The sequence below is a fragment of the Flavobacterium sp. Root901 genome (assembly GCF_001429765.1).
GTDB lineage: Bacteria > Bacteroidota > Bacteroidia > Flavobacteriales > Flavobacteriaceae > Flavobacterium.
Window position 1 is genome coordinate 489,436 of sequence record NZ_LMJB01000001.1, and the last position, 25,471, is coordinate 514,906.

19 protein-coding genes and 2 tRNA genes are annotated in these 25,471 nt (G+C 34.4%); 10 read left to right on the forward strand and 11 right to left on the reverse strand.

What is annotated here, in order from left to right:
* Window positions 1-155: 155 nt before the first annotated feature.
* The 5 genes from ASE21_RS01905 to ASE21_RS21815 all read right to left on the reverse strand — a co-directional run bounded on the left by ASE21_RS01905 (window position 156) and on the right by ASE21_RS21815 (window position 5,223).
* Window positions 156-1,211, reverse strand: coding sequence for an RNA ligase (locus tag ASE21_RS01905; protein ID WP_057120861.1), 1,056 nt, complete (start codon window positions 1,209-1,211; stop codon window positions 156-158).
* A 56-nt stretch (window positions 1,212-1,267) separates the two neighbouring features.
* Window positions 1,268-1,996: a hypothetical protein gene (locus ASE21_RS01910; protein ID WP_057120862.1), complete on the reverse strand. Its 729-nt coding sequence runs from the start codon at window positions 1,994-1,996 to the stop codon at window positions 1,268-1,270.
* 314 nt (window positions 1,997-2,310) lie between these two features.
* Window positions 2,311-4,551, reverse strand: a complete 2,241-nt coding sequence (locus ASE21_RS01915; RefSeq protein WP_057120863.1) for a hypothetical protein — start codon at window positions 4,549-4,551, stop codon at window positions 2,311-2,313.
* A 253-nt stretch (window positions 4,552-4,804) separates the two neighbouring features.
* Window positions 4,805-4,929, reverse strand: a tRNA-OTHER gene (locus ASE21_RS21810).
* A 178-nt stretch (window positions 4,930-5,107) separates the two neighbouring features.
* Window positions 5,108-5,223 (reverse strand) — tRNA-OTHER (locus ASE21_RS21815).
* Between the two features lie 203 nt (window positions 5,224-5,426).
* On the opposite strand from ASE21_RS21815, the gene ASE21_RS01920 reads away from it, so the two are divergent.
* Window positions 5,427-6,044 (forward strand): hypothetical protein, encoded by a 618-nt coding sequence (locus ASE21_RS01920; RefSeq protein ID WP_057120864.1) that lies wholly within the window; start codon window positions 5,427-5,429, stop codon window positions 6,042-6,044.
* 154 nt (window positions 6,045-6,198) lie between these two features.
* Here ASE21_RS01920 and ASE21_RS01925 read toward each other — a convergent pair whose 3' ends face one another.
* Window positions 6,199-7,203 carry a type IX secretion system membrane protein PorP/SprF gene (locus tag ASE21_RS01925; RefSeq protein WP_057120865.1) on the reverse strand — a complete coding sequence of 335 codons (1,005 nt, stop codon included), beginning with the start codon at window positions 7,201-7,203 and terminating at the stop codon, window positions 6,199-6,201.
* Between the two features lie 18 nt (window positions 7,204-7,221).
* Window positions 7,222-11,586, reverse strand: coding sequence for a PKD domain-containing protein (locus ASE21_RS01930; protein ID WP_057120866.1), 4,365 nt, complete (start codon window positions 11,584-11,586; stop codon window positions 7,222-7,224).
* Window positions 11,587-11,910: 324 nt separating this feature from the next.
* Here ASE21_RS01930 and ASE21_RS01935 point away from each other — a divergent pair, with 324 nt between their 5' ends.
* The 7 genes from ASE21_RS01935 to ASE21_RS01965 all read left to right on the forward strand — a co-directional run bounded on the left by ASE21_RS01935 (window position 11,911) and on the right by ASE21_RS01965 (window position 21,122).
* Window positions 11,911-12,948 carry a helix-turn-helix transcriptional regulator gene (locus tag ASE21_RS01935; RefSeq protein WP_057120867.1) on the forward strand — a complete coding sequence of 346 codons (1,038 nt, stop codon included), beginning with the start codon at window positions 11,911-11,913 and terminating at the stop codon, window positions 12,946-12,948.
* Window positions 12,949-13,169: 221 nt separating this feature from the next.
* Window positions 13,170-13,655 (forward strand): MarR family winged helix-turn-helix transcriptional regulator, encoded by a 486-nt coding sequence (locus ASE21_RS01940; RefSeq protein WP_057120868.1) that lies wholly within the window; start codon window positions 13,170-13,172, stop codon window positions 13,653-13,655.
* A 50-nt stretch (window positions 13,656-13,705) separates the two neighbouring features.
* The gene (locus tag ASE21_RS01945) at window positions 13,706-16,096 is read left to right on the forward strand and encodes a 3-hydroxyacyl-CoA dehydrogenase/enoyl-CoA hydratase family protein (protein WP_057120869.1); all 2,391 of its coding nucleotides are present in this window, start codon (window positions 13,706-13,708) and stop codon (window positions 16,094-16,096) included.
* Between the two features lie 30 nt (window positions 16,097-16,126).
* Entirely contained in the window at window positions 16,127-16,507 is a 381-nt protein-coding gene (locus tag ASE21_RS01950; RefSeq protein ID WP_057120870.1) for a four helix bundle protein, read from the forward strand.
* A gap of 32 nt (window positions 16,508-16,539) precedes the next feature.
* The gene (locus ASE21_RS01955) at window positions 16,540-17,721 is read left to right on the forward strand and encodes a thiolase family protein (RefSeq protein WP_057120871.1); all 1,182 of its coding nucleotides are present in this window, start codon (window positions 16,540-16,542) and stop codon (window positions 17,719-17,721) included.
* Window positions 17,722-17,876: 155 nt separating this feature from the next.
* Window positions 17,877-19,682 carry an acyl-CoA dehydrogenase family protein gene (locus ASE21_RS01960; RefSeq protein WP_057120872.1) on the forward strand — a complete coding sequence of 602 codons (1,806 nt, stop codon included), beginning with the start codon at window positions 17,877-17,879 and terminating at the stop codon, window positions 19,680-19,682.
* A gap of 345 nt (window positions 19,683-20,027) precedes the next feature.
* The gene (locus ASE21_RS01965; RefSeq protein ID WP_057120873.1) at window positions 20,028-21,122 is read left to right on the forward strand and encodes a glycoside hydrolase family 18 protein; all 1,095 of its coding nucleotides are present in this window, start codon (window positions 20,028-20,030) and stop codon (window positions 21,120-21,122) included.
* A gap of 64 nt (window positions 21,123-21,186) precedes the next feature.
* Here the strand turns inward: ASE21_RS01965 and ASE21_RS01970 are convergent, their stop codons facing one another.
* The 3 genes from ASE21_RS01970 to ASE21_RS01980 form a co-directional block, all read right to left on the reverse strand.
* On the reverse strand, window positions 21,187-21,672 hold the full coding sequence (locus tag ASE21_RS01970; RefSeq protein WP_057120874.1) for a hypothetical protein: 486 nt from the start codon (window positions 21,670-21,672) through the stop codon (window positions 21,187-21,189).
* 82 nt (window positions 21,673-21,754) lie between these two features.
* Window positions 21,755-22,276: a DUF4251 domain-containing protein gene (locus tag ASE21_RS01975; RefSeq protein WP_057120875.1), complete on the reverse strand. Its 522-nt coding sequence runs from the start codon at window positions 22,274-22,276 to the stop codon at window positions 21,755-21,757.
* Between the two features lie 20 nt (window positions 22,277-22,296).
* Window positions 22,297-22,731: an META domain-containing protein gene (locus tag ASE21_RS01980; RefSeq protein WP_057120876.1), complete on the reverse strand. Its 435-nt coding sequence runs from the start codon at window positions 22,729-22,731 to the stop codon at window positions 22,297-22,299.
* A gap of 214 nt (window positions 22,732-22,945) precedes the next feature.
* Here ASE21_RS01980 and ASE21_RS01985 point away from each other — a divergent pair, with 214 nt between their 5' ends.
* Window positions 22,946-23,473, forward strand: a complete 528-nt coding sequence (locus tag ASE21_RS01985; protein WP_057120877.1) for a superoxide dismutase family protein — start codon at window positions 22,946-22,948, stop codon at window positions 23,471-23,473.
* Between the two features lie 108 nt (window positions 23,474-23,581).
* Window positions 23,582-24,784 (forward strand): LETM1-related biofilm-associated protein, encoded by a 1,203-nt coding sequence (locus ASE21_RS01990; RefSeq protein WP_057120878.1) that lies wholly within the window; start codon window positions 23,582-23,584, stop codon window positions 24,782-24,784.
* 49 nt (window positions 24,785-24,833) lie between these two features.
* Here the strand turns inward: ASE21_RS01990 and can are convergent, their stop codons facing one another.
* The gene (can, locus tag ASE21_RS01995) at window positions 24,834-25,469 is read right to left on the reverse strand and encodes a carbonate dehydratase (protein ID WP_057120879.1); all 636 of its coding nucleotides are present in this window, start codon (window positions 25,467-25,469) and stop codon (window positions 24,834-24,836) included.
* Between the last annotated feature and the right edge of the window lie 2 nt (window positions 25,470-25,471).

Below are 25,471 nucleotides of genomic sequence, written 5' to 3' on the forward strand. Positions count from 1 at the left end.
TGACAAATATAATTTTATGACTGCGCAGTTATTTTGCGTAGTTGTGTTTTTTTATGCTTAAGTATATTTAAACGCGGATGAAACGGATTCGCTATCGCGAAGACGCGGAAAAAAACCGGATTTCTTTTTTTTATGTATAATAAAATCTGCGTAAATCAGTGTCTTCGCGATAGCGAATCCGTTTTATCCGCGTTCCAATTCTTCTTCCGTGTTAAAAGGTTTTTCGAATGTTGGGCGGTCATTCTCCAGATTGTTTCTGAGTAATCTTTGTTATCAAACATACCAAATAATACTGATGGATATTGGCAGGTTAGAAAATACAAAGCGGTTTCTTTACGGGTTTCCAATACTTTGAAATCCAATTTACATTGATTTTCAATTATTTCGTATTGATTCTCTAAATCTTTTTTGGTTTGTTTTACCCAATTAAAAAACTCATCAGGAACACGCTCCAAAATCTCATCAAACGGCTGATTGGTTTTTAGATATTCCCAAATATTGAGATTAGAAACCTGTGTAATAATCCGATGCAAACGAAAGTATTCGTCAAATTTAATTTTTACCCGAAAGTTGTCCGCATATTTAATGATAAAACCTTCTTTATTAGTTAAATTCAATTCTTTTAAAAGGGAAATATCATTTATTCCGTCATACTTTTCAACCACTGGAAAACCAATGTTTTCAAGCGGAAATTCCTCTCCCGTTTGGGTATCAATAATCGCCAGCAAAACCAGTTCTTCATTGGCACCGTAATCTAAAACGATTCGGTTTTCCGGATAAATAATTTCGAACAAATACGTTTTTGATTTATCTAAAAATGACCATGAATTTTTGTATTTGCCATGAAGCATTTCATTTGCTTTATCTGATTGTTCGCTGGAAAATGAACCACGGCTTGCTATAAAAGGCTTATCTTCTACCCAATACAGAATTCCAAGCGAACCGTCCATTTTATCGTAGACTTCAAAAGTTGTTTTTGGAAGGATTTGATTTTCTATTTCACCCAAATTAAAAAACTTAGCGAATGGTCTTGCGACAACATTTCCGTTTCCGTCTAAAATAAGACCGCGACAGCTTAACGTAACTTCGTTCCAAATTCTCTCGAATTGCGCATTTTGAGTATAGTTGTAAATATACAAATCATGTTCAGGGTGTTTGTTTACTCTGACATAGTTTTTTGAAATCATCTCGTTTAAAAGTGCTGTGTTCATGTGTTCTAATCTTTAAAACAAAGATTCAAAAATTACTGCGCAGTTATTTTGCGTAGTTAAAATTTGTTTATTTCTTCGTATTTGTATTCTGAAAACCTTTGCATTTTTGGCATTCTGGTTTGAAGTATTTCGACAAATTTCATCAGCCATTTCTCCAAGTTTTCACAATCACTTTTCTCTTCCCGAAACAAATATTTTTTTAACTCTGGAAAACTTTCTGCAATTTGATTTTTTGTATAAAGTTCTTTCCCTTCATCAAGCGAAATAGACTGTCCCAACTGAAAAGCAATTGATTTTAAAACATCCTGATAGTTTGTATTTTTTCCGAAAGAAGAAATTTTGTTTAAATCGATATTTTCTAAAATTTGCATTTTTTCATTTAAATTACTTTTTAAAGCATTTTTTATTTCAACACGATATTCTGTTTTACTTAAAAATGACAAAATCATTCTGGAACTTCTTAAAAATTTCAAATCAACATCTCTTTTTAAAAGTATATCGATCTGATTTTTAAATTGCTGTTGATGAAAATCGTAAGTATAAAACAAGGAATTATTCAACTCATCGGTTGTGCCTTTATAAACTTCCGTTAAATGACCATTTTTGCAGACAGCAAGATTGGCGTTCACTACTTTTTCAGGAAAATTTATTTTTATAAAATCCGTAAGTTCTTTTGATAATGAAAGTTTTTCTAAGATCGTTTCTGGCATTTTTTCAATGAAGAAAACCAAATCGACATCGAGCGAATTTTCAGAACCGAATATTTGATAGATTGGTGTTTTCATGATTAAAATCTTAAAAATTCATTATTTAAATATGTTTTGAAATTCTTTTCGGCTTTGTATTTATATCTTTGATTGTCATAACACTGTTTATTACTTTATTATTTCAACGGATTAAAATCCGTTGCTACAACATAAATCGTTTCTCCGAAACTTTTCTATATTAAACCTGACAGGTTTCCGTTAACTTTTATATTTTTAAAATTCCGTAGGAATGCGAATATTGTAGCAAGGGATTTTAATCCGTTGAAGATAATCGAACCGAAATAATTTAATCCAAAAACCACGAACCCAATTAAGAATCCGTGGTTTTAAAATTAATCTATTAATAATTGTGTCACCGCAGCAGCGTTCATTGCCCATTGCGCGTTGTACACCTCATCAGCATTTTCTTCTTCTATTATTGTTAAACCTTGAGCTTCCGCTTTTAGTTGTAACAAACTACCGATGTTTAATTTGCTGTTCAATTTTGCCAATAAAGCCTGAACTCCTTTAAAATCTAAACCTTGTACAACCTGACCTCCGAAAGTCATCTCTAACCAAACGATTTCTCGTTTTGCTACATCCAACACTCCAAAAACCAAACCTTTGGCAACATTCTGCGTCACACGAACCTGATGATCTACACACGACGGATCGTACGCAACACCTGTTCGTTCCGAAATTTTCATCGGATATTTGCTGTTCATCCAACCTACAACCAAGTTTGGCGTGATACTTCCGTTGCTGTACGCATTGCAGGTAAAAGTCACAAATTTTGCGTTGGCTTTCGCCAATTCGTCGATATTGATGTTGATATATTCAGCCGTTCCAATTTTATTTGGAATACTTCTTATATCACCACTATGCTGACAACCTGTAGTCGTCAATCGGCTGAAAGAACAAATATCTGAACGTGTTTCGTATGCGATATGACAGCTTAAATCCATATCCAGATGTTGTGCCGGAAGATCTTTTCCCCATTGCATAAACAATCGCACTTCATTTCCTTCAACTGGGAAACGTGTTCCCATCAAAGCAACCGGCAGATCCTGAACAGTCTCACTTCTATCACCAATTGAAACTGGCATATTATACAATTGCGGATCGATATAGATTGTTTTGTTGGTGTTTTTCAACCCGGCAAAACGTTTCTTCATCGCCAAAATACACAAATCTTCTACTTTAGATTTCATATCATTCAACATAAAATCTTCATACAAGTTTAATAATGCATTTGGTGCAACACGTTTGTTATTTCCGCCCAAGGGTTTTACGCTTCGTTGTATATTTTTATCAAAATAATTTTGTGCATACATATTCAAAGTAAAAATCAATCTCGCCGGAACTTTATCGATAATCTCAGAAAAATGTGCCACAGTTTCTTCTGCACCAAACCAAAGCATATTCGAGAATAAGGAACGAGCAAATAATCCCGGACGCTGTTTTAACAACGCAAATGTTTTATCGGCATCAAATTTCAATCTTGACGAATTCACTTTGCTCTGCCAAACATCATACACCTGGTTGTAGAATACATCCATTAAAAAACTCAATTTCTCGAATCCTTTTCTTTTGCTGTATTCTGCCAAACGTAAGGCACGGATAAAACGAACCCACATTCCTCTTTTTGGATGCATGATTTCGCACATTGTTTCTACATCCATTTCCATGTTATTCAACCAAGATGCAGCCATCAAACATTCTTTTCGGGAATATTTTAATTTTAAATCTTTTTGAGATGCAACTTTTGCCTGCGCGCTTGTATCCATAAATTCATAAAAATGAGAATGATTTTTCATCGCTCTTTTTACAATCGTTTTTGGCTCAATAATCTGCAATAAACCCGTGTTTTTAAACCATAAATATCTTAAGATATCTGTTGGTGATTTAAAATATTGAGACGCATTTTCGGCCTGACCGTTTTCAATCAAAACATCAATTACAAGCATTAAAGTTTCCTTCATTGCAACATCTGTTTTTGGCAACGACAAGTATTTCAAAGCGATTTTTAAACTATCTACCTGAGTTGCGTCTAAAGCTGTTTTTGATTGTAATAATGAAATATAAAAATCCTGTAAATCGTTCTCACTCCATAATTCCAGGACTTTCAATTTACTTCCCTGACCTACTTTTTCCAATTTACCAAATTCAAATGGAGTTCCGCAAAACGGACAACCATTATATCTTTCTAAAGGAAAAGTATTGTCCGGAATTGTATGTCCGCATTGCAAAGTTGTTCCGTTTTTAGTTTTAAAAACGTTTGTAAAATAGGTTATAATATGATCTACAACATTTTCTCCAGTTGGAATATTCCATTCTTTTACCAAAGGCGTCCAGTTTTTATCTGTTCCTAAAACTTCTCTTAAGATTTCTAAAACTTCGACTTTATATTTTGGATTTACATTGTTTAGCGCCTGCAATAATGATTCAGAAAACGTAAATCCAAGTTTAGAAACATTGGCCAATAAAACCGATGTTGTTCCTGATAAATTTTTAGTATCATTCGCAATCATTTCTGTTGGAATAAAAATGGCATTTTGACGTAAACTGATTTTTAATAATTCTTGTGTTTTCATTTTTTTTAATTTTTAAAATTTAGATAATGGTGCTTCTGAGTTCTACCTAAAAGAGTTTTGAAGTAAGAAACACTTGACCTGAAATTGGAGTGTAATGAATTAGCTGTTTCAAAGTGACTGTTTGGTGGGTTTTCCCCAAGAAGTAAGCTAATTTTGACCCTCGTTTTTTTTTAGTAATGATGATTTTAAAACTTGCTGGACTCAAACCAGAAAAACCAATTTCTAGAAGTAAGTTTTAATTGACCAATACTAGTAAAGCAGATGGGATTTGAACCCATAACCCCAGGATCCCTGATTGAAGTAAGTTTAGATTGACCTCCAATAAGATAATTTCGAAACTAATATGTCCTGTGCTCTATCCGTTTGAGCTACTGCTTCAGATTTTAATAAAGAGATAATCGGATAAGTGTGTACGTGGAAAGTGTTTTCGAAGTAACTTAAACTTGACCTGCTTTATTTAATTTTTATTTCTATGAACGTTTTGTTTTTATTTCTTGAACAAAGGTTTTAAAAGTACTGCGCGGTTATTTTGCGTAGTAAAAATTTATTCAAATTGTGGAGCAGACGGGATTCGAACCCGCGACCTGGACGTTAAAAGCGTGAGAAGTAAATTCTGATTGACCTCTTAGGATAATTTCAAAATTACCTGCTCTACCACTGAGCTACTGCCCCAATTATAATTTGAGTTTAAAAGGTAATGGTGAAAGTGTGTACATTGGAAAGTGTTTTCGAAGTAACTCAAACTTGACCTGTTTAAAACTCAATTTCTATTTATATGAACGTATTGCTTTATTTCCTGAACAAAGATTTCAAAACCACTACGCAATTATTTTGCGCAGTAAAATTTAATTTTTATTTTTGAGTAAACTTCACTTATGAATCTACAGGAAAAGTATTCAGAACTCCTAGCTAAAACCGGATTTAATTCTAATGAAATCAATACTTTATGGTTTAATTTAGAAAAACAATATTCGGGTAAATCAAGGTATTATCATAATCTAAAACATTTGCAAGAAATGATCGAATTATCTGATCAATACAAAAATTACCTTCAAAAACCAGATGAAATTCTATTTAGTATTTTTTACCATGACATTATATATAAGGTAACCCGAAAAGATAATGAACTTAAAAGTGCTGAGTTTGCAGTAAAGATTTTAAATCAAAATTCGATTCTTGATAAAGATTTCATTTTTGAAGCGATTTGCGCCACACAATTGCATCAGCATGATAAAATTGAAGATATTAACTGGCTTATCGATTTTGATTTGAAAATCCTTTCTAAAGACTGGGAAGATTATAAAATCTATTTTGAACAAATTAGAAAGGAATATCGCCTTTATCCTGAGTTGCTTTACAAACCCGGACGCGCCAAAGCTTTGAAACATTTTCTGGAGAATGAATTTATTTTTCAAACAAAAGAGTTTAGAGTTTTGTATGAAGACAAAGCGAGAGCAAATATTAACAAAGAGATTTCTTTATTAACAACATAACACGTGAGGAATTGAGGCAGTATCCTTTTGTGAAGTGAAACAAAAGATATAGCCGAAAGCCGGCCACGGAGGGACAAGTCCAAAGATTATTATTCAAAAGACTTAATAAAAAGAAAAATCCCTAATGTTCAGAACAGCATTAAGGATTTTGAGTTTAATTTCTTCCTTCGTAATTCGGACAACCGAAGCATTTTCTGTCGAGATTGAACTGATAAGTCAGAAGAAGTTCATAAACACCTCCGGTTTTTCCGATGCCGGAAGTATTTATATCGTATGACATTCCTAATCTAAGATGTTCGTACTGCAATCCGGTAAAAAGATTTACGGAAGTCAGCAAGGCACCATTGGCTCCATTTTTAGATGGATTTGTAACAGCAGTTGCACCAAAGAACATTTTCTGAAATAATATTGAACTCCCTATATCAAGTCTGTTGTAGCGGCCTTGCTGCATATAATTGGTCGTTACAAACATTTTTGTTTCGTACGGAAAAAGCTGCACATCAATATAATCTGCCAAAAGAAATTCATATCCTGCACTTAGGGACATGAAAGTATCTAATGGAACATTTCCATCGCTGCTGAAGGAAATATTTGGCTTGTTAAGGTGTTTCATCGATAAACCGATCCAAAGATCATCGGTATTAAAAACCATTCCGGCAGAAAAATCAAAAAATGTCATTTTTTCGTTTCGGATCAACGGATCTATTGAACTGTTGTTTACGACTCCGGTTCTGATATTAATCTGATCTTCTAGCAATAAATTTTGAAATGCAAAAGATTTTAATCCAAAACCGGCTTCTATTCCGGGTCTGAAATCCCAATCGTCGTTTATCCTTACTTTGTAAGCATAATTTCCGTTGACTTGCGTGTAATTATACTTCGTTAAATTCTCTCTTTGATTTAGAATACTTAATCCGAAACCACTATTCAGGCTTTCGTTCCAAGTGTTTATAAAAGCATAATCGGTATCGATTCTCAAATCAAGATCAGGCCACTGTTCGCGATGAACAACACCAGCATAAGTTGTTTCCATAAAGCCAGAAAAACCGGGGTTTAAGGTTTCGGGAATCAGGAAATATTGTGTAAAAACCGGGTCTTGTGCCCTTACATTAGAATAAAAACAACATATAATAATTATGATAAGTACTTTTAATTTCATTTTGTTAATCTGTTGCTTTTATTTAATTAATGTAAATGCTCCTTTTTCGGTTACGGTATGTTTATAGAAAGTTTTAGCAGTGATTTTAAAGTAATAATTACCATTTTCTGCTAATAAATCTTTTACTTTTCCGTTCCATCCGCTGATGTTCGTTCCGGTTTCAGAATAAACCATACCTCCCCATGTATCAAAAACTTCTAATGTTATATCATCTAAACCAAGAAACTGAGGTGCAAAAGTATCATTGAAACCGTCATTGTTTGGAGTAAAGGCATTTGGCATAATTAGACTGTACCCTTTTTCTACCTTTATTGTTGTTTTATAAACATATTGACATCCAAAAGGATAAGTTACAGTTTGTGTAACAGTGTAAGTCCCTACCCTTGTGTAAATATGTTGTGGATTTACTTCGTCTGAAAAATTACCATCTCCAAAATCCCAGGAAGTGAGTGTAAAATCTCCAGTTGCTAAATTGGTAAATGAAATCGGATCATAGATAGAATACAAATCATAAACATCTTTTCCGTAAGAAGTTGTAGTGAAGTTGGGTATCCCCAAAACAGGTGTACTTACATTGTACGGAACCTCTGCTTTACAGCCAAAACTGTCAGTCACGGTAAAAATTACTAGACCGTTGTTTACTGTATTCATGATTTCGCCATTAGCGCCACTGACATCTCCGTCTGACCAATGCAGTGTGTATGGCGGTATACCACCTTTTACATGTCCGATAAATGTTTGTTTTACAGATTTTGTATCACAATTAAAATCTGTCACAACCTCTATAGTTGGTGTTAATTGTTCGAATCTGATAATTTTCCACGAAGCCGACTTTGTGCAATTGTTAGCATCGGTTACTTTTACAGTATAATTTCCCGGAATAAGATTTGCTAAGTCTTCAGTCGAAGCTCCATTTGACCATGAATAGGTAAACGGTGGTGTTCCGCCTGTTACAACTAAATTTATGGCACCTGTATCGGCTGTAGCACAACTTAATGGATTTGTTACATCCGCATTTAATTCTAACAAAGGTGGTTCAACAATTAAGAATTCTTTTTTAATTTCGCATCCCTTTGCATCGGTAATTTTGACTTTGTAAGTTCCTTCTGCAAGATTATTTCTTTCGATTCCTGCTGTGGCATCGTCTTCCCAAACTAAAACTACAGGTTTTTGACCTCCAACAAGATTTAATCGGATATGAGCATCTTTTTCTCCAAAACACGAAATTTGTTTTACATCGGGATTTATTGTAAATACCGGTGCATTATCAATAATAATTGGAAACTCTCTTGTACAGCTTAATGCATCTTTAATTGTAATAATATAAGTTCCTGCAGATAAATTATTCTGTATATGACCTGTACCCAGATTACTCCAATTTACAATATATGGTTCACCTGTTGTAAAGGGAATTCCTCCGATAATTTTATTGATAGTTATAGACGCATCTGAATAATTATAGCAGGCAATTTCTGTTTTGGTATAATCTAATTTTATTTCATCATTTTGAAGTAACGTGACCTGCAGATTATCAGTACAACCTGAATTATCTGTAACCGTCAGATTATAAACTCCGGCTGCGACATTGGTCAGGTCTTTTTGATAACTTGAATATCCGTTTGGACCTGTCCAGTAATAATTATAATTGAAAACACCCGGACTTACTTCTGCAGCTCTTCCTCCTGTTACATCAACATAAATTTCTCCGGTGTAAGCTCCATAACAAAGGATATCGACCTGACTTTTAAGGCTGACTTTTAATAATGGCGGTTCTACAATTGTATATTTTCCGTTTAAAACATTACAATTATTAAGTTCCGTAACGGTTACTTCATAATCACCAAGCCCCAAATTGTTGATTGTTCCTGTATTGGCCGTATATGGATTTCCATTTTTTGTCCACACGTACGTGTAAGGTTGTGTTCCTCCCGTTACAGACAAATTGATGTATCCGTCATTTTTACCAAAACAGGTTATGTCATTTTTATATCCGCTGAATTGAAATAAACCTGGTTCTTCTACATAAAAGCTTCTGGTAAAAGGACAATTACCGTTATCTGTTATGGTCAAATAATAATATCCGGCTTTTAAATTCGAGATATTCTGATCTGTACTTGTAAATCCGTTAGGACCAGTCCATGCGAATGTGTAAGGTTTTCCGGTTGCAAATGGGATTCCGCCCGTAACATTTAGATTTATCGCTCCGTCATTAGCACCATTACACGTAATTTTTTTGATCGTTTCTCCTGCATTAATTAATGGATCTACGGTAACTGTAATTGTAAAATCAGGTCCCGGACAAGCTTTTGATATTGGAGAAATTGTATACGTTACTGTAGCCGGACTCGAAGTAGTATTTGTTAATGTCTGAGAAATGCCCGTTGTAGGTGAAGATTGGCCATAAGCACCGGTCACAGCTCCAGGAGGTGAAATTACAGGATTTGACCACACAAACGTAGTTCCGGCCGGTACGTTGTCAACTCCATTAGAAACTGGCGTAAACTGAAAGCTGTTTCCACTACATATCTTAAATGTTTTTGCTGCTATAACTGGTGAAAGCACCATATCAACAGAAAAATTCCTTGATACGCTGGTTGTTCCACAACTATTTGTTACACTAAAAGTGGCTGTATAATTTCCGGTTTTGGTATAATTGATCGATCCCGGATTCAGCGATGTAGATGTTGAAGGCGTACCTCCTGGAAAATTCCATAAATAACTTATTTCAGAACTTGGGGAACAAGTTTCTACAACAGTTCCCACAGGCCTAATTGTTGCCGATTTACAAAAATCAGAAATAGGATCTAATTTAATTACTGGTTTCTTTTTTACCTCTATAGATCTTGAAGTGTATTGGTATATACCACATGAATTGTAGGTTCTAAGTCGTAATTCATAAGTTCCCGGATTGCTAAAATTAATAACAGGATCTTTTGCGTATTGCCCATTTACGAAATAGTATTGTCCCGTACCTTTTCCGCAAAATCCTTCATAATAACCCAAAACTTCCCAATAGTAACTTTCTGCAGCACAGCCTTTACTTGTATCTGTTGTATTGGTTATCTGAACATTTTCTGAAGCACAGGCTTTTGCATACGTAAAACTCGGCTGCAATATTGGTTCTACACAAATTGTTTGTGTGGCAGTATTTCCGATTCCACAAGGTGTTTGTGCAGATAATTTGATGGTGTAAGTTCCCGGCTTTGTGTAAGCATGATAAGGGTTTACATCTCTAGAAACCGGTGTACCATCTCCAAAATCCCAAGTATACACATTGTATGTACTACAGTCATTAGTATAACCTGCCTGTGTGGTATTATTTAAAAGTACTCCTGTATTAACACACGCAATAGAATTTACATAAAAACTTACAACTGGTACATCCAGAATAATAATTGGACCCGCCGTAAGATAAGTAGTTCCGCAAGAAGTTGTGATAGTTAGAGAAACAGTATTTCCCGAAGGACAGTTAAACCTTGTAAATTTATGCGGAATCGGATAATTTTGAGATGCTTCCGGATTAAGACTATTATAATAAATCGAACTCTCCAATTGAGCTTGTGTAAAATTCAAAATAGTTCCATCGCCATAATTAACCTGATAATTAGTATCTGAAGGATTAAGAGCCCAAGAACCAATTGCAAAATCCATCGGGGCAACCGGAGTACAAAAATTGGTTGTGTTACCCGGAGCTATCAATGCACCAATCGGGTTATTAGAATTTTTTACAACATAAGTAACCGAATTACTGCAGGTCCCATTTCCTAAAGCTGTTACAACCATATTAAAAGATCCCAATTTCATGTAAGTATGAGATCTCGGGAAAGTCACATTGGATTCTACATTACCATCCCCCCAATCAATGCTGTAAGATGAAATACAAGCTATCGATGCAGAACTGTTTCCAACGTTTATTGTATATTTTAAATCCGAATTATTATCTCCGCATTTTTCAAAAGGAGCGCTGGATCCCGCAGGAGCATTAAGGTTTACAAACTTTAAATCTGGTTTTTGCTTTACTGAGACATTCTTTGTTATAGAATTTATTTCCCCATTGGCATCAGTAACAGTTAGCTTCACACTAAAATTTTGCGAACCACATCCCAAAGCATTAAAGTCATGACTAGGATTAATAGCGGTAGAAGTTGTCCCGTCTCCAAAACTCCATAAATATTTAAAAGGACCTGCCCCACTTACTACTGATGTAAATGTAACCGGAGTTCCAGAACAAGCGCCATCATTTGTAAAATTAAAATTGACTGTTGGTGGTGCCACTACATCTTTATAAGGTTTGTTGATACTATTTTCTTCGACATTAAGCCCGAAACCAGCAGTCGTTATTAATAAAAGAAAATATAGTGGCAAGAAGTAAAGTTTCCCCATATGGCATTTTTTAATTTGGCACCAAAAGTATATTTTTTTTTAATCAAAGAAAGATTATAAATAATATTTTTTCATCTTAAAACAAGTTATTTAAAAATATAATTCGATTAAGTGTTAAATAATTAGTTATTAAACAATTACAAACTGAAATTTTCTTCATAGCGAGCTTTCAAAAAACAATTGATAATTAGTGCGCAATTATTTTGCGTAGTTTTATTAAAAGTTTAATTTTAGATTCATGATAATGAGGTTACAAAAGACATTTTCAAATTAAATTAGGGAGAAATATTTACTCTATTTCTTCAGGTATCTAAAAACATAACCATGTCACAAAATAAAAATGCCCTAATCCGCTATAAAACAATTGATAAATGTCTTCAGAATAAATACAGGCAATGGACATTAGAAGACTTAATTGAATGCTGTTCTCAGGCTCTGGAAGAATATGAAGGCCGTCAGATTCCGATTAGCAAACGAACGATTCAGATGGATATCCAGATGATGCGCAGCGAAAAGCTTGGTTATAACGCGCCAATTGTCGTTTACGATAAAAAATATTATAAATATGACGATGAAGATTTTTCGATTACTGATATTCCACTGACTGAAACGGATATGAATGTTTTGACCGAAACGGTTTCGATGCTGAAACAGTTTAAAGATTTCTCTTTATTTAGTGATGTGTCAGACATTTTACAGCGTCTGGAAGACAAAATCTATTCTGAAAAATCGAATACAAATCCTGTAATCTATCTCGATAAAAATGAAAATTTAAAAGGATTGCACTATTTAGACGAGATTTATCAGGCGATTATAAAAAAAGTTGTTCTTATTATTACCTACAAATCATTTAAATCTACAGAGGAAAGTAAGTTTAATTTTCATCCTTTTATTTTAAAAGAGTTTAATAACCGATGGTTTTTAATCGGGAAGAAAAAAGCTTCGCAGCCTATTACAAATTTAGCTCTCGACAGAATTATTGGGATTGATTATGATTTTAATATTTCTTATCTGGAAGAACAATTTGATGCCGAAAATTTTTATAAAGATGTAATTGGTGTTACCGTAAATTCCGGTTTAAAGCCCCGACGTATTGAACTTTGGATCGATGCAGCAAATGCGCCTTATGTGATAACAAAACCCTTACATCCTTCTCAGCAACTGATTGCTGAAAATGAAGATAAAAGTATTATTGTACACCTATTTATTATCCCTAATTATGAAATGGAACGGCTTTTATTGGGTTTTGGAGATTCTATTGAAATTTTACGGCCTGAAAACCTAAGAAACAGGATGAAAAAAACACTGCAAAAAGCTATTTCGAGATATGAACCTGAAAATAAAAATGATATTACCGCATAATTTTTTGCAGAATTTCCAATTATAGCCAGTTTAAAAACTAAAAAAGGATTTTTACATTATCAAAAATGTTAAAATACAAAAAAAGAATAGTATATTTCCCTTTAAATAAACGACCAAATCACTCTAAATCAGTGACATTTTCTAACTAACCAAAAAATTATTAAAAAATTATATGCATGCATAGTATTTTTTAATTATATTTGAAATCGATATAGTTACCTATGAAAGACAAAACAATAGATTATATTTTGAGAGCAACATGGCAGGCTGTTTCAAGAATGTATAATGAAGAGGCTGCAAAATATGATGCTACCATGGCAACAGGATTTGCTCTTTTAAGTATGGATAAGGAAGAAGGAACTCCGTCAACCGCTTTAGGTCCGAGAATGGGCATGGAAGCAACCAGCTTAACAAGGACGTTAAAATCTATGGAAGAAAAAGGTTTAATTGTTCGCAAAAAAAATCCAAGTGACGGACGCGGGGTTTTAATTTACCTAACCGAATTTGGAAAAGAAAAAAGAGATTTATCTAAAAATACAGTTCTGAAATTTAATGAAACAGTTAGAAAGCATGTTTCTGATGAAAAACTGAAACATTTTATCGAAGTTTCTGAAATCATAAATGAATTAATTCAGGACAAAAACATATTTAATCACACGAACGCCAGCGAACTGGCGAATCAAACAGAAAACACAGAAAATGAATAATCTTTTTTAAAGAAAATTCAAATTCTCCTACAAACAAATAGTAACAAATTATGAAACGCACAATTAAAAAAGTTGCTGTAATTGGATCCGGAATTATGGGTTCAGGTATAGCTTGTCATTTTGCTAATATTGGTGTCGAAGTTTTACTTCTTGACATTGTACCTCGCGAACTGACCGAAGCTGAAGCTAAAAAAGGATTAACACTTGAAAGTAAAGCCGTTCGTAACCGTGTAGTAAACGAGCATTTGGCGAATTCATTAAAATCGAAACCCTCTCCTATTTACAGCCAAAAATTCGCAAGCCGAATCACGACTGGAAATACAACAGATGATATGGCAAAAATTGCCAATGTAGACTGGATTATTGAAGTTGTTGTAGAACGTTTGGACATTAAAAAATTAGTTTTCGAACAAATCGACAAATTCCGTAAGCCGGGGACTTTGGTTACTTCAAACACTTCGGGTATTCCAATTCATTTTATGAGTGAAGGAAGAAGCGAAGATTTTCAACAACACTTCTGCGGAACACACTTTTTTAACCCTGCGCGTTACTTAAAATTATTCGAAATTATTCCGGGACCAAAAACTTCAAAAGAAGTATTGGATTTCTTAACAGAATACGGATCTAAATTCTTAGGAAAAACTTCGGTTGTTGCTAAAGATACTCCGGCATTTATCGGGAACAGAATTGGTATTTACGGGATTCAGAGTTTATTCCATTTAGTTAAAGAAATGGGATTAACGATTGAAGAAGTCGACAAATTGACTGGTCCGGTAATTGGACGTCCTAAATCGGCTACTTTCCGTACCGTTGACGTAGTTGGATTGGATACTTTGGTACATGTTGCCAATGGTATTTATGAAAACTGTCCAAACGACGAACAGCACGAATTGTTCAAGCTTCCGGATTTCATCAACAAAATGATGGAAAATAACTGGTTAGGTTCTAAAACCGGTCAGGGCTTTTATAAAAAAGTAGATAAAGACATTCTTTCTTTAGACTTAGATACATTAGAATACCGCGCTGCAAAAAAAGCAAATTTTGCAACATTGGAATTAACTAAAACTATCGATAAACCAATTAATCGTTTTAAAGTTTTAGTAAAAGGAACAGACAAAGCGGGAGAATTCTACAGAAAAAGTTTCGCCGGAATGTTTGCTTACGTTTCAAACAGAATTCCTGAAATCTCAGACGAATTATACAAAATTGACGATGCTATGAAAGCTGGTTTTGGATGGGAAAATGGACCATTCGAAATCTGGGATGCCATCGGCGTTGCTAAAGGAATCGAAATCATGAAAGCAGAAGGTTTAGAGCCTGCTGCATGGGTAAACGAAATGTTAGCTTCCGGAAGCGAAAGTTTCTACACTGTAAAAGAAGGCGCTACTTATTTCTATGATATCCCTTCAAAATCTCAGACTAAAGTTCCGGGACAAGATTCATTTATTATTCTGAACAACATTCGCGAAAGCAAAAAAGTTTGGAGCAACAGTGGTGCAATTATACAGGATTTAGGAGACGGAATCTTAAACTTAGAATTCCAGTCTAAAATGAATACAATTGGCGGCGACGTTCTTCAGGCCATCAATAAAGCAATTGACTTATCGGAAAAAGAATATCAAGGTTTAGTTATTGGAAATCAGGCAGCGAATTTCTCTGTTGGTGCCAATATCGGAATGATATTCATGATGGCGGTTGAGCAGGAATACGACGAATTGAACATGGCAATTAAATTGTTCCAGGACACGATGATGCGCGTTCGTTATTCTTCAATTCCGGTTGTAGTTGCGCCTCACGGAATGACTTTTGGCGGTGGATGCGAAATGAGTTTACACGCTGATAAAGTGGTTGCTGCTGCAGAAACGTACATGGGATTAGTTGAATTTGGAGTTGGCGTAATTCCAGGTGGTGGTGGTTCTAAAGAATTGACTTTAAGAGCTTCAGACTTATTCCGTAAAAACGATGTGGAGCTGAATGTTCTTCAGGAATATTTCTTAACTATCGCTATGGCTAAAGTTTCGACTTCTGGTTATGAAGCTTTTGACACAGGATTATTACAACACGGAAAAGATATTATCGTAGTAAACAAAGACCGTCAGATTGCGGAAGCCAAAAAACATGCATTGTTAATGGCAGAAGCGGGTTATACACAGCCAATTAGAAGAACTGATATTAAAGTTTTAGGAAAACAAGCTTTAGGTATGTTCTTAGTTGGAACGGATCAGATGGAAGCTGGAAAATACATTTCTGAACACGATAAGAAAATCGCTAACAAACTGGCTTACGTAATGGCTGGTGGTGATTTATCTGAATCGACTTTAGTTTCTGAACAGTATTTATTAGATATCGAACGTGAAGCTTTCTTGAGTTTATGTACAGAGCGTAAGACTTTAGAAAGAATTCAATACATGTTGACAAAAGGAAAACCTTTGAGAAACTAGTATCAAGTAATAAGAATTAAGTATTAAGAAATGCATCAGTTTGAAAAATTGAAAATTTGGCAGAAAGCAATGGACATTGCAGTTCATGTTTATGAAATCTCTGCATTGCTCCCAAATGATGAAAAATTCAATTTAATTCATCAAATTAAAAAATGTGCTGTTTCTATTCCTTCAAATATTGCCGAAGGATCTGGAAGAAATTCTGATAAAGAATTTATGCACTTTTTAGGAATTGCAAATGGCTCAACTTTTGAATTAATAACACAATTAATACTTGCAAAAAGACTTAAACTTGTTAGTGAAGATTTAATTCAACCAACTATTAATCAATTAGTAGAGGTTTCAAATATGAATTTTTCTTTTCAACGATCATTAAAAGATAAAATCAACAAAACAATTGGAAAATCTTAATACTTAATTCTCCAATCTTAATACAATCATTTATGAAAACAGCATATATAGTTAAAGCTTACCGTACAGCGGTAGGAAAAGCACCAAAGGGGGTTTTTAGATTTAAAAGACCTGATGAATTAGCTGCAGAAACCATTCAGTTTATGATGGATGAACTGCCTGATTTTGACAAAAAACGCATTGACGACGTTATGGTTGGAAATGCCATGCCGGAAGCAGAACAAGGACTTAACGTTGGTCGTTTAATCTCTCTTATGGGATTAAAAGTTGAAGACGTTCCCGGAGTTACCGTAAATCGTTATTGTGCATCAGGATTAGAAACTATCGGAATGGCGACTGCTAAAATCCAGTCTGGAATGGCAGATTGTATCATTGCCGGTGGTGCAGAAAGTATGAGTTATATTCCGATGGGAGGTTACAAACCAACTCCGGATTATAAAGTCGCTGCCGCAGGTCACGAAGATTACTATTGGGGAATGGGTCTTACTGCCGAAGCGGTTGCGAAACAATATAATGTTTCAAGACAGGATCAGGACGAGTTTGCTTATAACTCTCACATGAAAGCTTTGAAAGCGCAAGCAGAAGGAAAATTTGACAAACAAATTGTTCCAATTACGGTTGAGCAGACTTTCATCAATGAAAATGGTAAAAAAGAAACCAAATCATACGTTGTTAATAAAGACGAAGGACCAAGAGCCGGAACTTCTATTGAGGCTCTGGCAGGTTTAAAACCGGTTTTTGCTGCTGACGGTAGTGTAACTGCTGGTAACTCTTCTCAAATGAGCGACGGAGCTGCATTCGTTTTAATCATGAGTGAAGACATGGTAAAAGAATTAAATCTTGAGCCAATCGCACGTTTGGTAAACTTTGCTTCTTCTGGAGTTGAACCAAGAATTATGGGTATCGGTCCGGTAAAAGCAATTCCGAAAGCGTTGAAACAAGCAGGTTTAACATTAAACGATATTGAACTAATTGAGTTGAACGAAGCATTTGCTTCACAGGCTTTAGCGGTTACTCGCGAATTAGGTTTAAACCCAGATATCGTAAACGTAAACGGTGGTGCAATTTCGTTAGGGCACCCTCTGGGATGTACCGGAGCTAAGCTTTCTGTTCAGTTATTTGATGAAATGAAACGCAGAGGTAATAAGTACGGAATTGTGTCTATGTGTGTGGGTACTGGACAAGGAAGTGCTGGAATCTACGAAGTATTATAAAAAAAGTATTCTCTCCTGTTTGTCATTTCGACGAAGGAGAAATCTCCACAAGTAACTCGACAAGATTGAAATACTATGTGGATAATCGTGGCGGAGATTTCTCCTTCGTCGAAATGGCAAGATTGGACAAAAACAAAATATAAAAAAACATAATCATGGCAGATACTATCGAAAAAAACGTGACTCGTGGTGGTCAGTTTTTAGTAAAAGAAACAAAATGCGAAGACATCTTCACACCAGAAGATTTTTCAGAAGAGCAGTTAATGATGCGTGACTCTGTAAAAGAGTTCGTTGACAAAGAATTATGGGCGCATAAAGATCGTTTTGAGAAAAAAGATTATGCGTATACAGAAGCTTCTATGCGTAAAGCTGGAGAATTGGGACTTCTTGGAGTTGCGGTTCCAGAAGAATACGGCGGATTAGGAATGGGATTCGTATCAACAATGTTGGTTTGCGACTATATTTCCGGAGCAACTGGTTCTTTCTCTACTGCTTTTGGAGCGCATACAGGAATCGGCACAATGCCAATTACACTTTACGGATCTGAAGAACAAAAGAAAAAATACGTTCCGAAATTGGCTTCTGGAGAATGGTTTGGAGCTTATTGTTTAACGGAGCCAGGTGCAGGATCTGACGCTAACTCAGGAAAAACAAAAGCAGTTTTATCTGAAGACGGAACGCATTATTTAATTACAGGGCAGAAAATGTGGATTTCGAATGCAGGTTTCTGCAGCTTATTCATTGTTTTTGCTCGTATTGGTGATGATAAAAATATTACAGGTTTCATCGTAGAAAACGATCCGTCAAACGGAATTTCTATGAATGAAGAAGAGCATAAATTAGGAATCCGTGCTTCTTCTACTCGTCAGGTTTTCTTCAACGAAACAAAAGTTCCGGTTGAAAATATGCTGTCTGAAAGAGGAAACGGTTTCAAAATCGCTATGAATGCGCTTAATGTTGGTCGTATTAAATTAGCGGCAGCTTGTTTAGATGCACAAAGAAGAGTGACTTCTGGCGCTGTAAAATATGCTAACGAAAGAATCCAGTTCAACACTTCTATTTCATCTTTTGGAGCGATCCGTTCTAAATTAGCTGAAATGGCAACTAGTGCTTACGCTGGAGAAAGTGCTTCTTACCGTGCTGCAAAAGATATCGAAGACAGAATCGCTGCCCGCGAGGCAGAAGGAACTTCTCATCAGGAAGCAGAATTGAAAGGTGTTGAAGAATACGCTATAGAATGTTCTATCTTAAAAGTTGCTGTTTCTGAGGATGTTCAAAACTGTTCTGACGAAGGAATTCAGGTTTTTGGAGGAATGGGATTCTCTGAAGACACTCCAATGGAAAGTGCCTGGAGAGATGCCCGTATCGCACGTATTTATGAAGGTACAAACGAAATCAACAGAATGCTTTCTGTAGGTATGCTGATCAAAAAAGCAATGAAAGGTCACGTTGATTTACTTGGACCAGCGATGAAAGTTCAGGAAGAATTAATGGGAATTCCATCTTTTGATACTCCGGATTTCTCTGAATTATTTGCAGAAGAAAAAGTAATCGTGGCTAACCTGAAAAAAGTTTTCTTAATGGTTGCCGGAAGTGCCGTTCAAAAATATGGTCCTGAATTAGATTCTCACCAACAATTATTGATGGCTGCTGCCGATATCTTAATCGAAATCTATATGGCAGAAAGTACAATTCTGAGAACTGAAAAATTAGCAAAATCTCAAGGTGTAGACAAAGTTCAAGAGCAAATCGCAATGGCAAAATTATACTTGTACAAAGCGGTAGATATCGTAAACTTAAGAGGAAAAGAAGGAATCGCTTCTTTCGCTGAAGGAGACGAACAGCGTATGATGTTAATGGGATTAAAACGTTTTACAAAATACACGAACCTGCCAAATGTTGTGGCATTGAGAGAAAAAATCGCAGAAAAATTAGTTGCAGAAAATTCATACTGTTTCTAATTCAAAAATAGTTTTTAGCTTTTAATTTGTTTAAACCCGCACAAGTCCGAAACTGTGCGGGTTTATTTTTTTGTTTTTTGAATCATATAAGTTATATAAGTTCATTTAAAAAGAATGTGTTTTTGTAGAGACGCACATCAGTGCGTCTAACATAACGTAGACGCACTGCTGTGCGTCTCTACGGAAAAATACTATTAAGTCCAGTCTAAAATCAACTTATATTATTTATGGTTTACCCCCATTTCACAAATCTTTATTAAAATTGCGGTTATGTTACAGGATTAATGGCAAAATTTAGATTCTAATGTTTTATATTTAGCGTTTTAAATCTTCAACAAACATAAAATGAAAAAAATTAGCCTAATTACCTTTTTATTTATCTGCCTTATTTCTACAAACATTTTTGCGCAGAAGAATAAAAAATTAGATATCATCGCATATTATACTGGTGATTCTAACCTGATAAACGAATATGAAGTAAGTAAACTGAATCAGATTATTTTTAGTTTCTGCCACTTAAAAGATGGAAAACTAAGCGTAGATTCTACTAAAGATTCTCTTACTATAAAAAATTTAGTTTCCCTAAAAACAAAAAATCCACAATTAAAAATAGTTCTTTCTCTGGGCGGCTGGGGCGGCTGCGAACCTTGTTCTAATGCTTTTTCAACAGCTGAAGGAAGATTAAAATTTGCCAAATCGGTAAAAGAAGTAAGTAACTATTTTAAAGTTGACGGTTTAGATCTTGACTGGGAATATCCAGCAATTGAAGGACTTCCGGGACATTTATATCAACCGGCAGACAAACCTAATTTCACTGAATTAATCAAAATATTACGATCGACTTTAGGTAAAAAATATGAATTAAGTTTTGCCGCAGGAGGTTTTCAAAAATATCTTGATGAATCTATTGACTGGAAAGCTGTAGCACCGCTGGTTAACCGCATCAATATTATGAGTTATGATTTAGTAAATGGATATTCTAAAGTTACCGGACATCATACACCATTGTACAGTACAAATCCAAAAGAAGAGTCTACAGACAGAGCGGTTACATTTTTATTAAATCAGGGAGTTCCTGCTGAAAAATTAATTATTGGAGGTGCATTTTATTCCAGAACATGGAAAAATGTTGAGAATGTAAATAACGGTCTTTATCAGTCCGGAGAACATATTCAGGGTGTTGATTTTAAAAACTTTGCGGCAACTTATACTGAAGCTAACGGCTGGAAATATTTCTACGATGAAAAAGCACAGGCACCATATTGGTATAATGCTCAGACTAAAACATTTGCTACATCTGACGATCTTAAATCAATAAAAGCAAAAACAGAATATGTTAAGTCTAAAAAACTGGGCGGAATCATGTTTTGGGAATTAACATTAGACAGTTTCCGTGATGGAATGGTAAACGCAATTTATAAAGTTAAAACAGCAAAATAATTTTAATTAAACAAACAAAAAACGGCAGTTACCTCAAATAACTGCCGTTTTTGTTTTATGAAATTTATTGAACTTTTGATTTATCTAATTCACCAATAAAGGGAATTGCTTCTAAAGTTTCAGATCGAATTATAGTTTGTAAATACACTTCTAACTGAATAAACTTAGCTGCATTTATAGCTCCAATTGCTTTTTTTGCCTTACTGTAGGTTTTGCAATAGAGCTTTTCATAAGCAATATGATTTTTTAAAGTTCCTTTCGCCAGCTCATCAGCTTTTGCATCTGTGAGCGTTTCATAATTAGCAGCATAATCATTAATCAACTGAAATTTAGTTTGTCCAAGTGCTTTACGCTGCGCTTCATAATCATCATAAACTTTTGTAAAAGCAGCAGACTGTGCATCTGATAAATTCATATACTGTTTAACCAAATCACTTTTAGATTTTCCGTAAACACTTTGTAAAACTTCAACATCTTCCTTAAATGAAGATTGTGCATAAGATGAAAACGTGGTTATCATCATAATAAAAATAAGAGTCAATTTTTTCATAGTTATGATTTTTAATTTGTTTTAAATAATATGCATTTTAAATACTTGATATTAAATGTGGGGATTCAATACATCAAAAATTCTATTTTTTATTTTCATCAGATTTTGGAGCGCTGATTTCTCCATCATAAAATATTGGAGCACGATTATTACTATTTACAGAAAGTGAAGCTCCGCCATTATAAAAAACAGTAAACATTAAGTCATAAACATCATCTTTGCCTTTAACTGTAGCTTTGACATTATAACTTTTTTTCCTGTTCTCAATTTTTATATTTTCCGGGATTCCTTCAAATTTAATTCCGCCATCACTTCCATAACCAATATTATAGCCACGCCCAAAAAAAGGAAGATCGCAGGTTGTTTTATCCGTGTTAAACTTTAAAAAATAGGTATTGTAATCTAAAATAATTAACCGCCCGCCCTGCGGGGTAACTTTCTGGGCTTCAAAAACAAAATTTTCAGAATTAATTAAAGTTTCAATTTCTTTTTGTTTCTGAAGCTCTCTTTCTGCTTTTAGTTCTTTTTTGCTTTTTTCCTGTGCCAAAACAGAAAAATTCAAAAAACTGAGCAACAGCACACACAAGGATAATTTAGGTTTCATCTTTATCCAATTTAAATTATTTATAATTTACTTTTAGTAAATCTCATCATTGCAATATCATCTGAAATAAGATTAAGCGTTTTGCCGTCATCTGTAATATTGTAAGAATTAATTTTCTGAAGCGTACTCATATAGGTTTGTTCACCTTGTTGTCCGTCGGGACACATCATTTTGGTAACTGCCATTGGTTGTGTAAAATCAATTTTATTTCCATTTACGGCCAATTTCCCTGTATAGGAGTTGCAGCTGTTATTGCCAGAAACCTGATTATCTTTTGTATTAAAAGTTATAATTGGTTTTTTATTAGGATATAATCCATCAAAGGCAATTTTTGGTCCGGTAATATAATTAAGTTCCCAAGTTCCGTCAAGTTTTGCAGCTGAATCGATTTTTTTGCACTTGCAGGAAAATAAAATCAAACTAATAAAAACGAGAATAGAAATCTTTTTCATCATAACTTTAAGAATTAAATACGAACGAATTAGAGAATTTAGTTTCAGAAAAATACCGTTAAAACTACTACGAATTTAAGCAATATTTTTGGGTTTTGTGCTCTATCAATCTTAAATTACAACGTATAGTTTGACTTTTTTTTAACTTATAGAGTCAATTTATTCCGTTATTTTACGTTAAATTTACTCAACCTTTAATTTAAAATATCGTCATATTATGAAAAAACTCATTGTATCTTTCGCTATAATTACAGCTTTAATCATTGGCTGTAAGACCAATACAAAATCAAATGATGCCAAAACCCTGACTGTAGCTTTAGAACCTAAAAGCAACAGCACAGTAGCCGGAACTGCTACTTTTACAGAGAAAAATGGTAAAGTTACTTTTACAGCAAAAGTTTCTGGTTTACAGCCTGGAGTTCACGCTATACACATTCATGAAAAAGCAGATTGTACAGCTGCAGATGGAAGTTCTGCCGGAGGACACTGGAATCCTACTTTTAAGAAACACGGAAAATGGGGAGTTGGAGAATATCATAAAGGTGATATTGGAAACTTTACCGCTGATGATAAAGGTAACGGAACTATCACATTGACTACTGACGAATGGTGCATCGGCTGCGGAGATGCTGCCAAAGATGTTTTAGGAAAAGGCTTAATTGTGCATCAGGGAACAGATGACTTTACAACTCAGCCAACCGGAAATGCCGGCGGAAGAGTTGCCTGTGCGGGAATAATTAAATAGTAAAATATTAATAACCACTATATTTCACAAAAATCTAGTGGTTATTTTATTTTTAATTCTCTCTAAAACAAGAAAAAGGCATAGCTTTGCAGCTATAAATTTAATGTAATGATTAACCCATCAGCACACGGCTGGATAGATAAATTTTTTAGTGAGCAGAAGTTTTCAGAAGCAATTCCTTTTGAAACTACGGATTCCTTTTACTATAAAGTAAGGGAAACCGGCTTTATCTATGGTCATATCATTGCCATTGATTCTCAAATACCAATTCCTATTAAAGGCTGGTTTAAAACCGAAATTTCTAAAGTTGCCTTATTAAATACCTTATATCATGTTTTTTGTTTAGAAAAAAGAAATTCTGAACCAAAAAACTTTATTGCAGAAGCAGTAAAATTCTATAAACAAATGAATCCCGAAGGTTTTAATTTATTTAAGATCCTGCTTCCTAAAGATACTCCCTCTCATTCTTTAGAAACTATAATTGATGAAAGAGTACAGACAAACGACAGCATCATTAGTAAAAACTTTTCGCATTTAGTAACAAATGCGCTTTTGTTTATTGATGTTCTGGCATTCAGACAATATTTACAGCATGGAGAAATTCCTGAAAAATATTTAAAACGAATTGAAGAAACTGTTTTAGGGATTGTTGGTCTGGCTTTGAAAACCAAAACGATTAAATCTCAGCACGACGATTTATTAATTAAACTTTTTGAAGCTTCAATACGTTATTCTAAATTATCAAAAGTTACGGTTGAGACATTAGAAACTATACCGCTGGATTATTTTAAAAACACATTAGAGCATTATTATTTTATCGACATGGCCGGAATGGCGTTGTGGAGTGATGGCGTTGTAGAAAATGAAGAATCGTACTTTTTGTATTCTTTAGGTTCAATGATGGGCGTGTCTGATGATTTTGTAAAAACAAGTATCGACACAACTCATACTTTTATTACTACGCATAAAAAGAAAATTCCATATTTTAATTATTCAAATCCTGTTAAGCATTTTTATGATCAGATGACGCACAGCGTTGTAAAACTGATTATAAGAAACAAAAACAGATTGATTAAGGAAATTATTCAGAGTAAGGAATTAATGGTTTTATTAGCGTCTTCTACAACCAGAGACCTGGATGCTAAAGAAAAGAAAAAAGTAAAAAAACAACTTTTAGATATCTGCAAAACAATTCCGTCGTTAACTATATTTTTATTACCCGGAGGAAGTTTATTACTGCCAATTCTGATTAAGTTTATCCCAACGATGCTTCCATCTGCATTTAATGAAAATCTGGATGAAAATGAATAAAAAAAATCGCCTTGTAAAAAAGGCGATTTTTTTTTGATCTATTTATTTTTTAAAATTTCAATTGATAAACTTCATCAAGTTCTTCATTTGAAGCAATGTTTACATTTAAATCTGTTACAAAACCAGAATTAAGACCATAAACCCAGCCGTGAAGCATTAAGTCCTGGCCGTTTTTCCAAGCGTTCTGAACGATTGACGTTTTAGCCAAATTGTAAACCTGTTCTTTAGCATTAATTTCTACAAAAGCATTAAAACGCTCTGTCTCATCTTCAATAGAATTTAAATATTTATCGTGCAGACGGTATTCATCCTTAATGTGACGAATCCAGTTATCAATAATTCCAACAGATTGATTTCCCATAGCTGCTTTTACACCACCGCATCCATAATGTCCGCAAACAATTACGTGTTTAATTTTTAATACATTTACAGCGTAATCTAAAACACTCAGCATGTTCATATCAGAGTGAACAACCATATTTGCAATATTACGATGAACAAAAACTTCTCCCGGCTTAGCACCAACAATTTCGTTTGCAGGAACACGGCTGTCAGAACATCCGATCCATAATAATGGCGGCGACTGACCTTTTGCCAAATCAGCAAAATAATTTGGATCTAAAGCCAATGAATTCTCTACCCATTTTTTATTATTCTCTAATAACTGCTCATAAAATTTTCTCATTT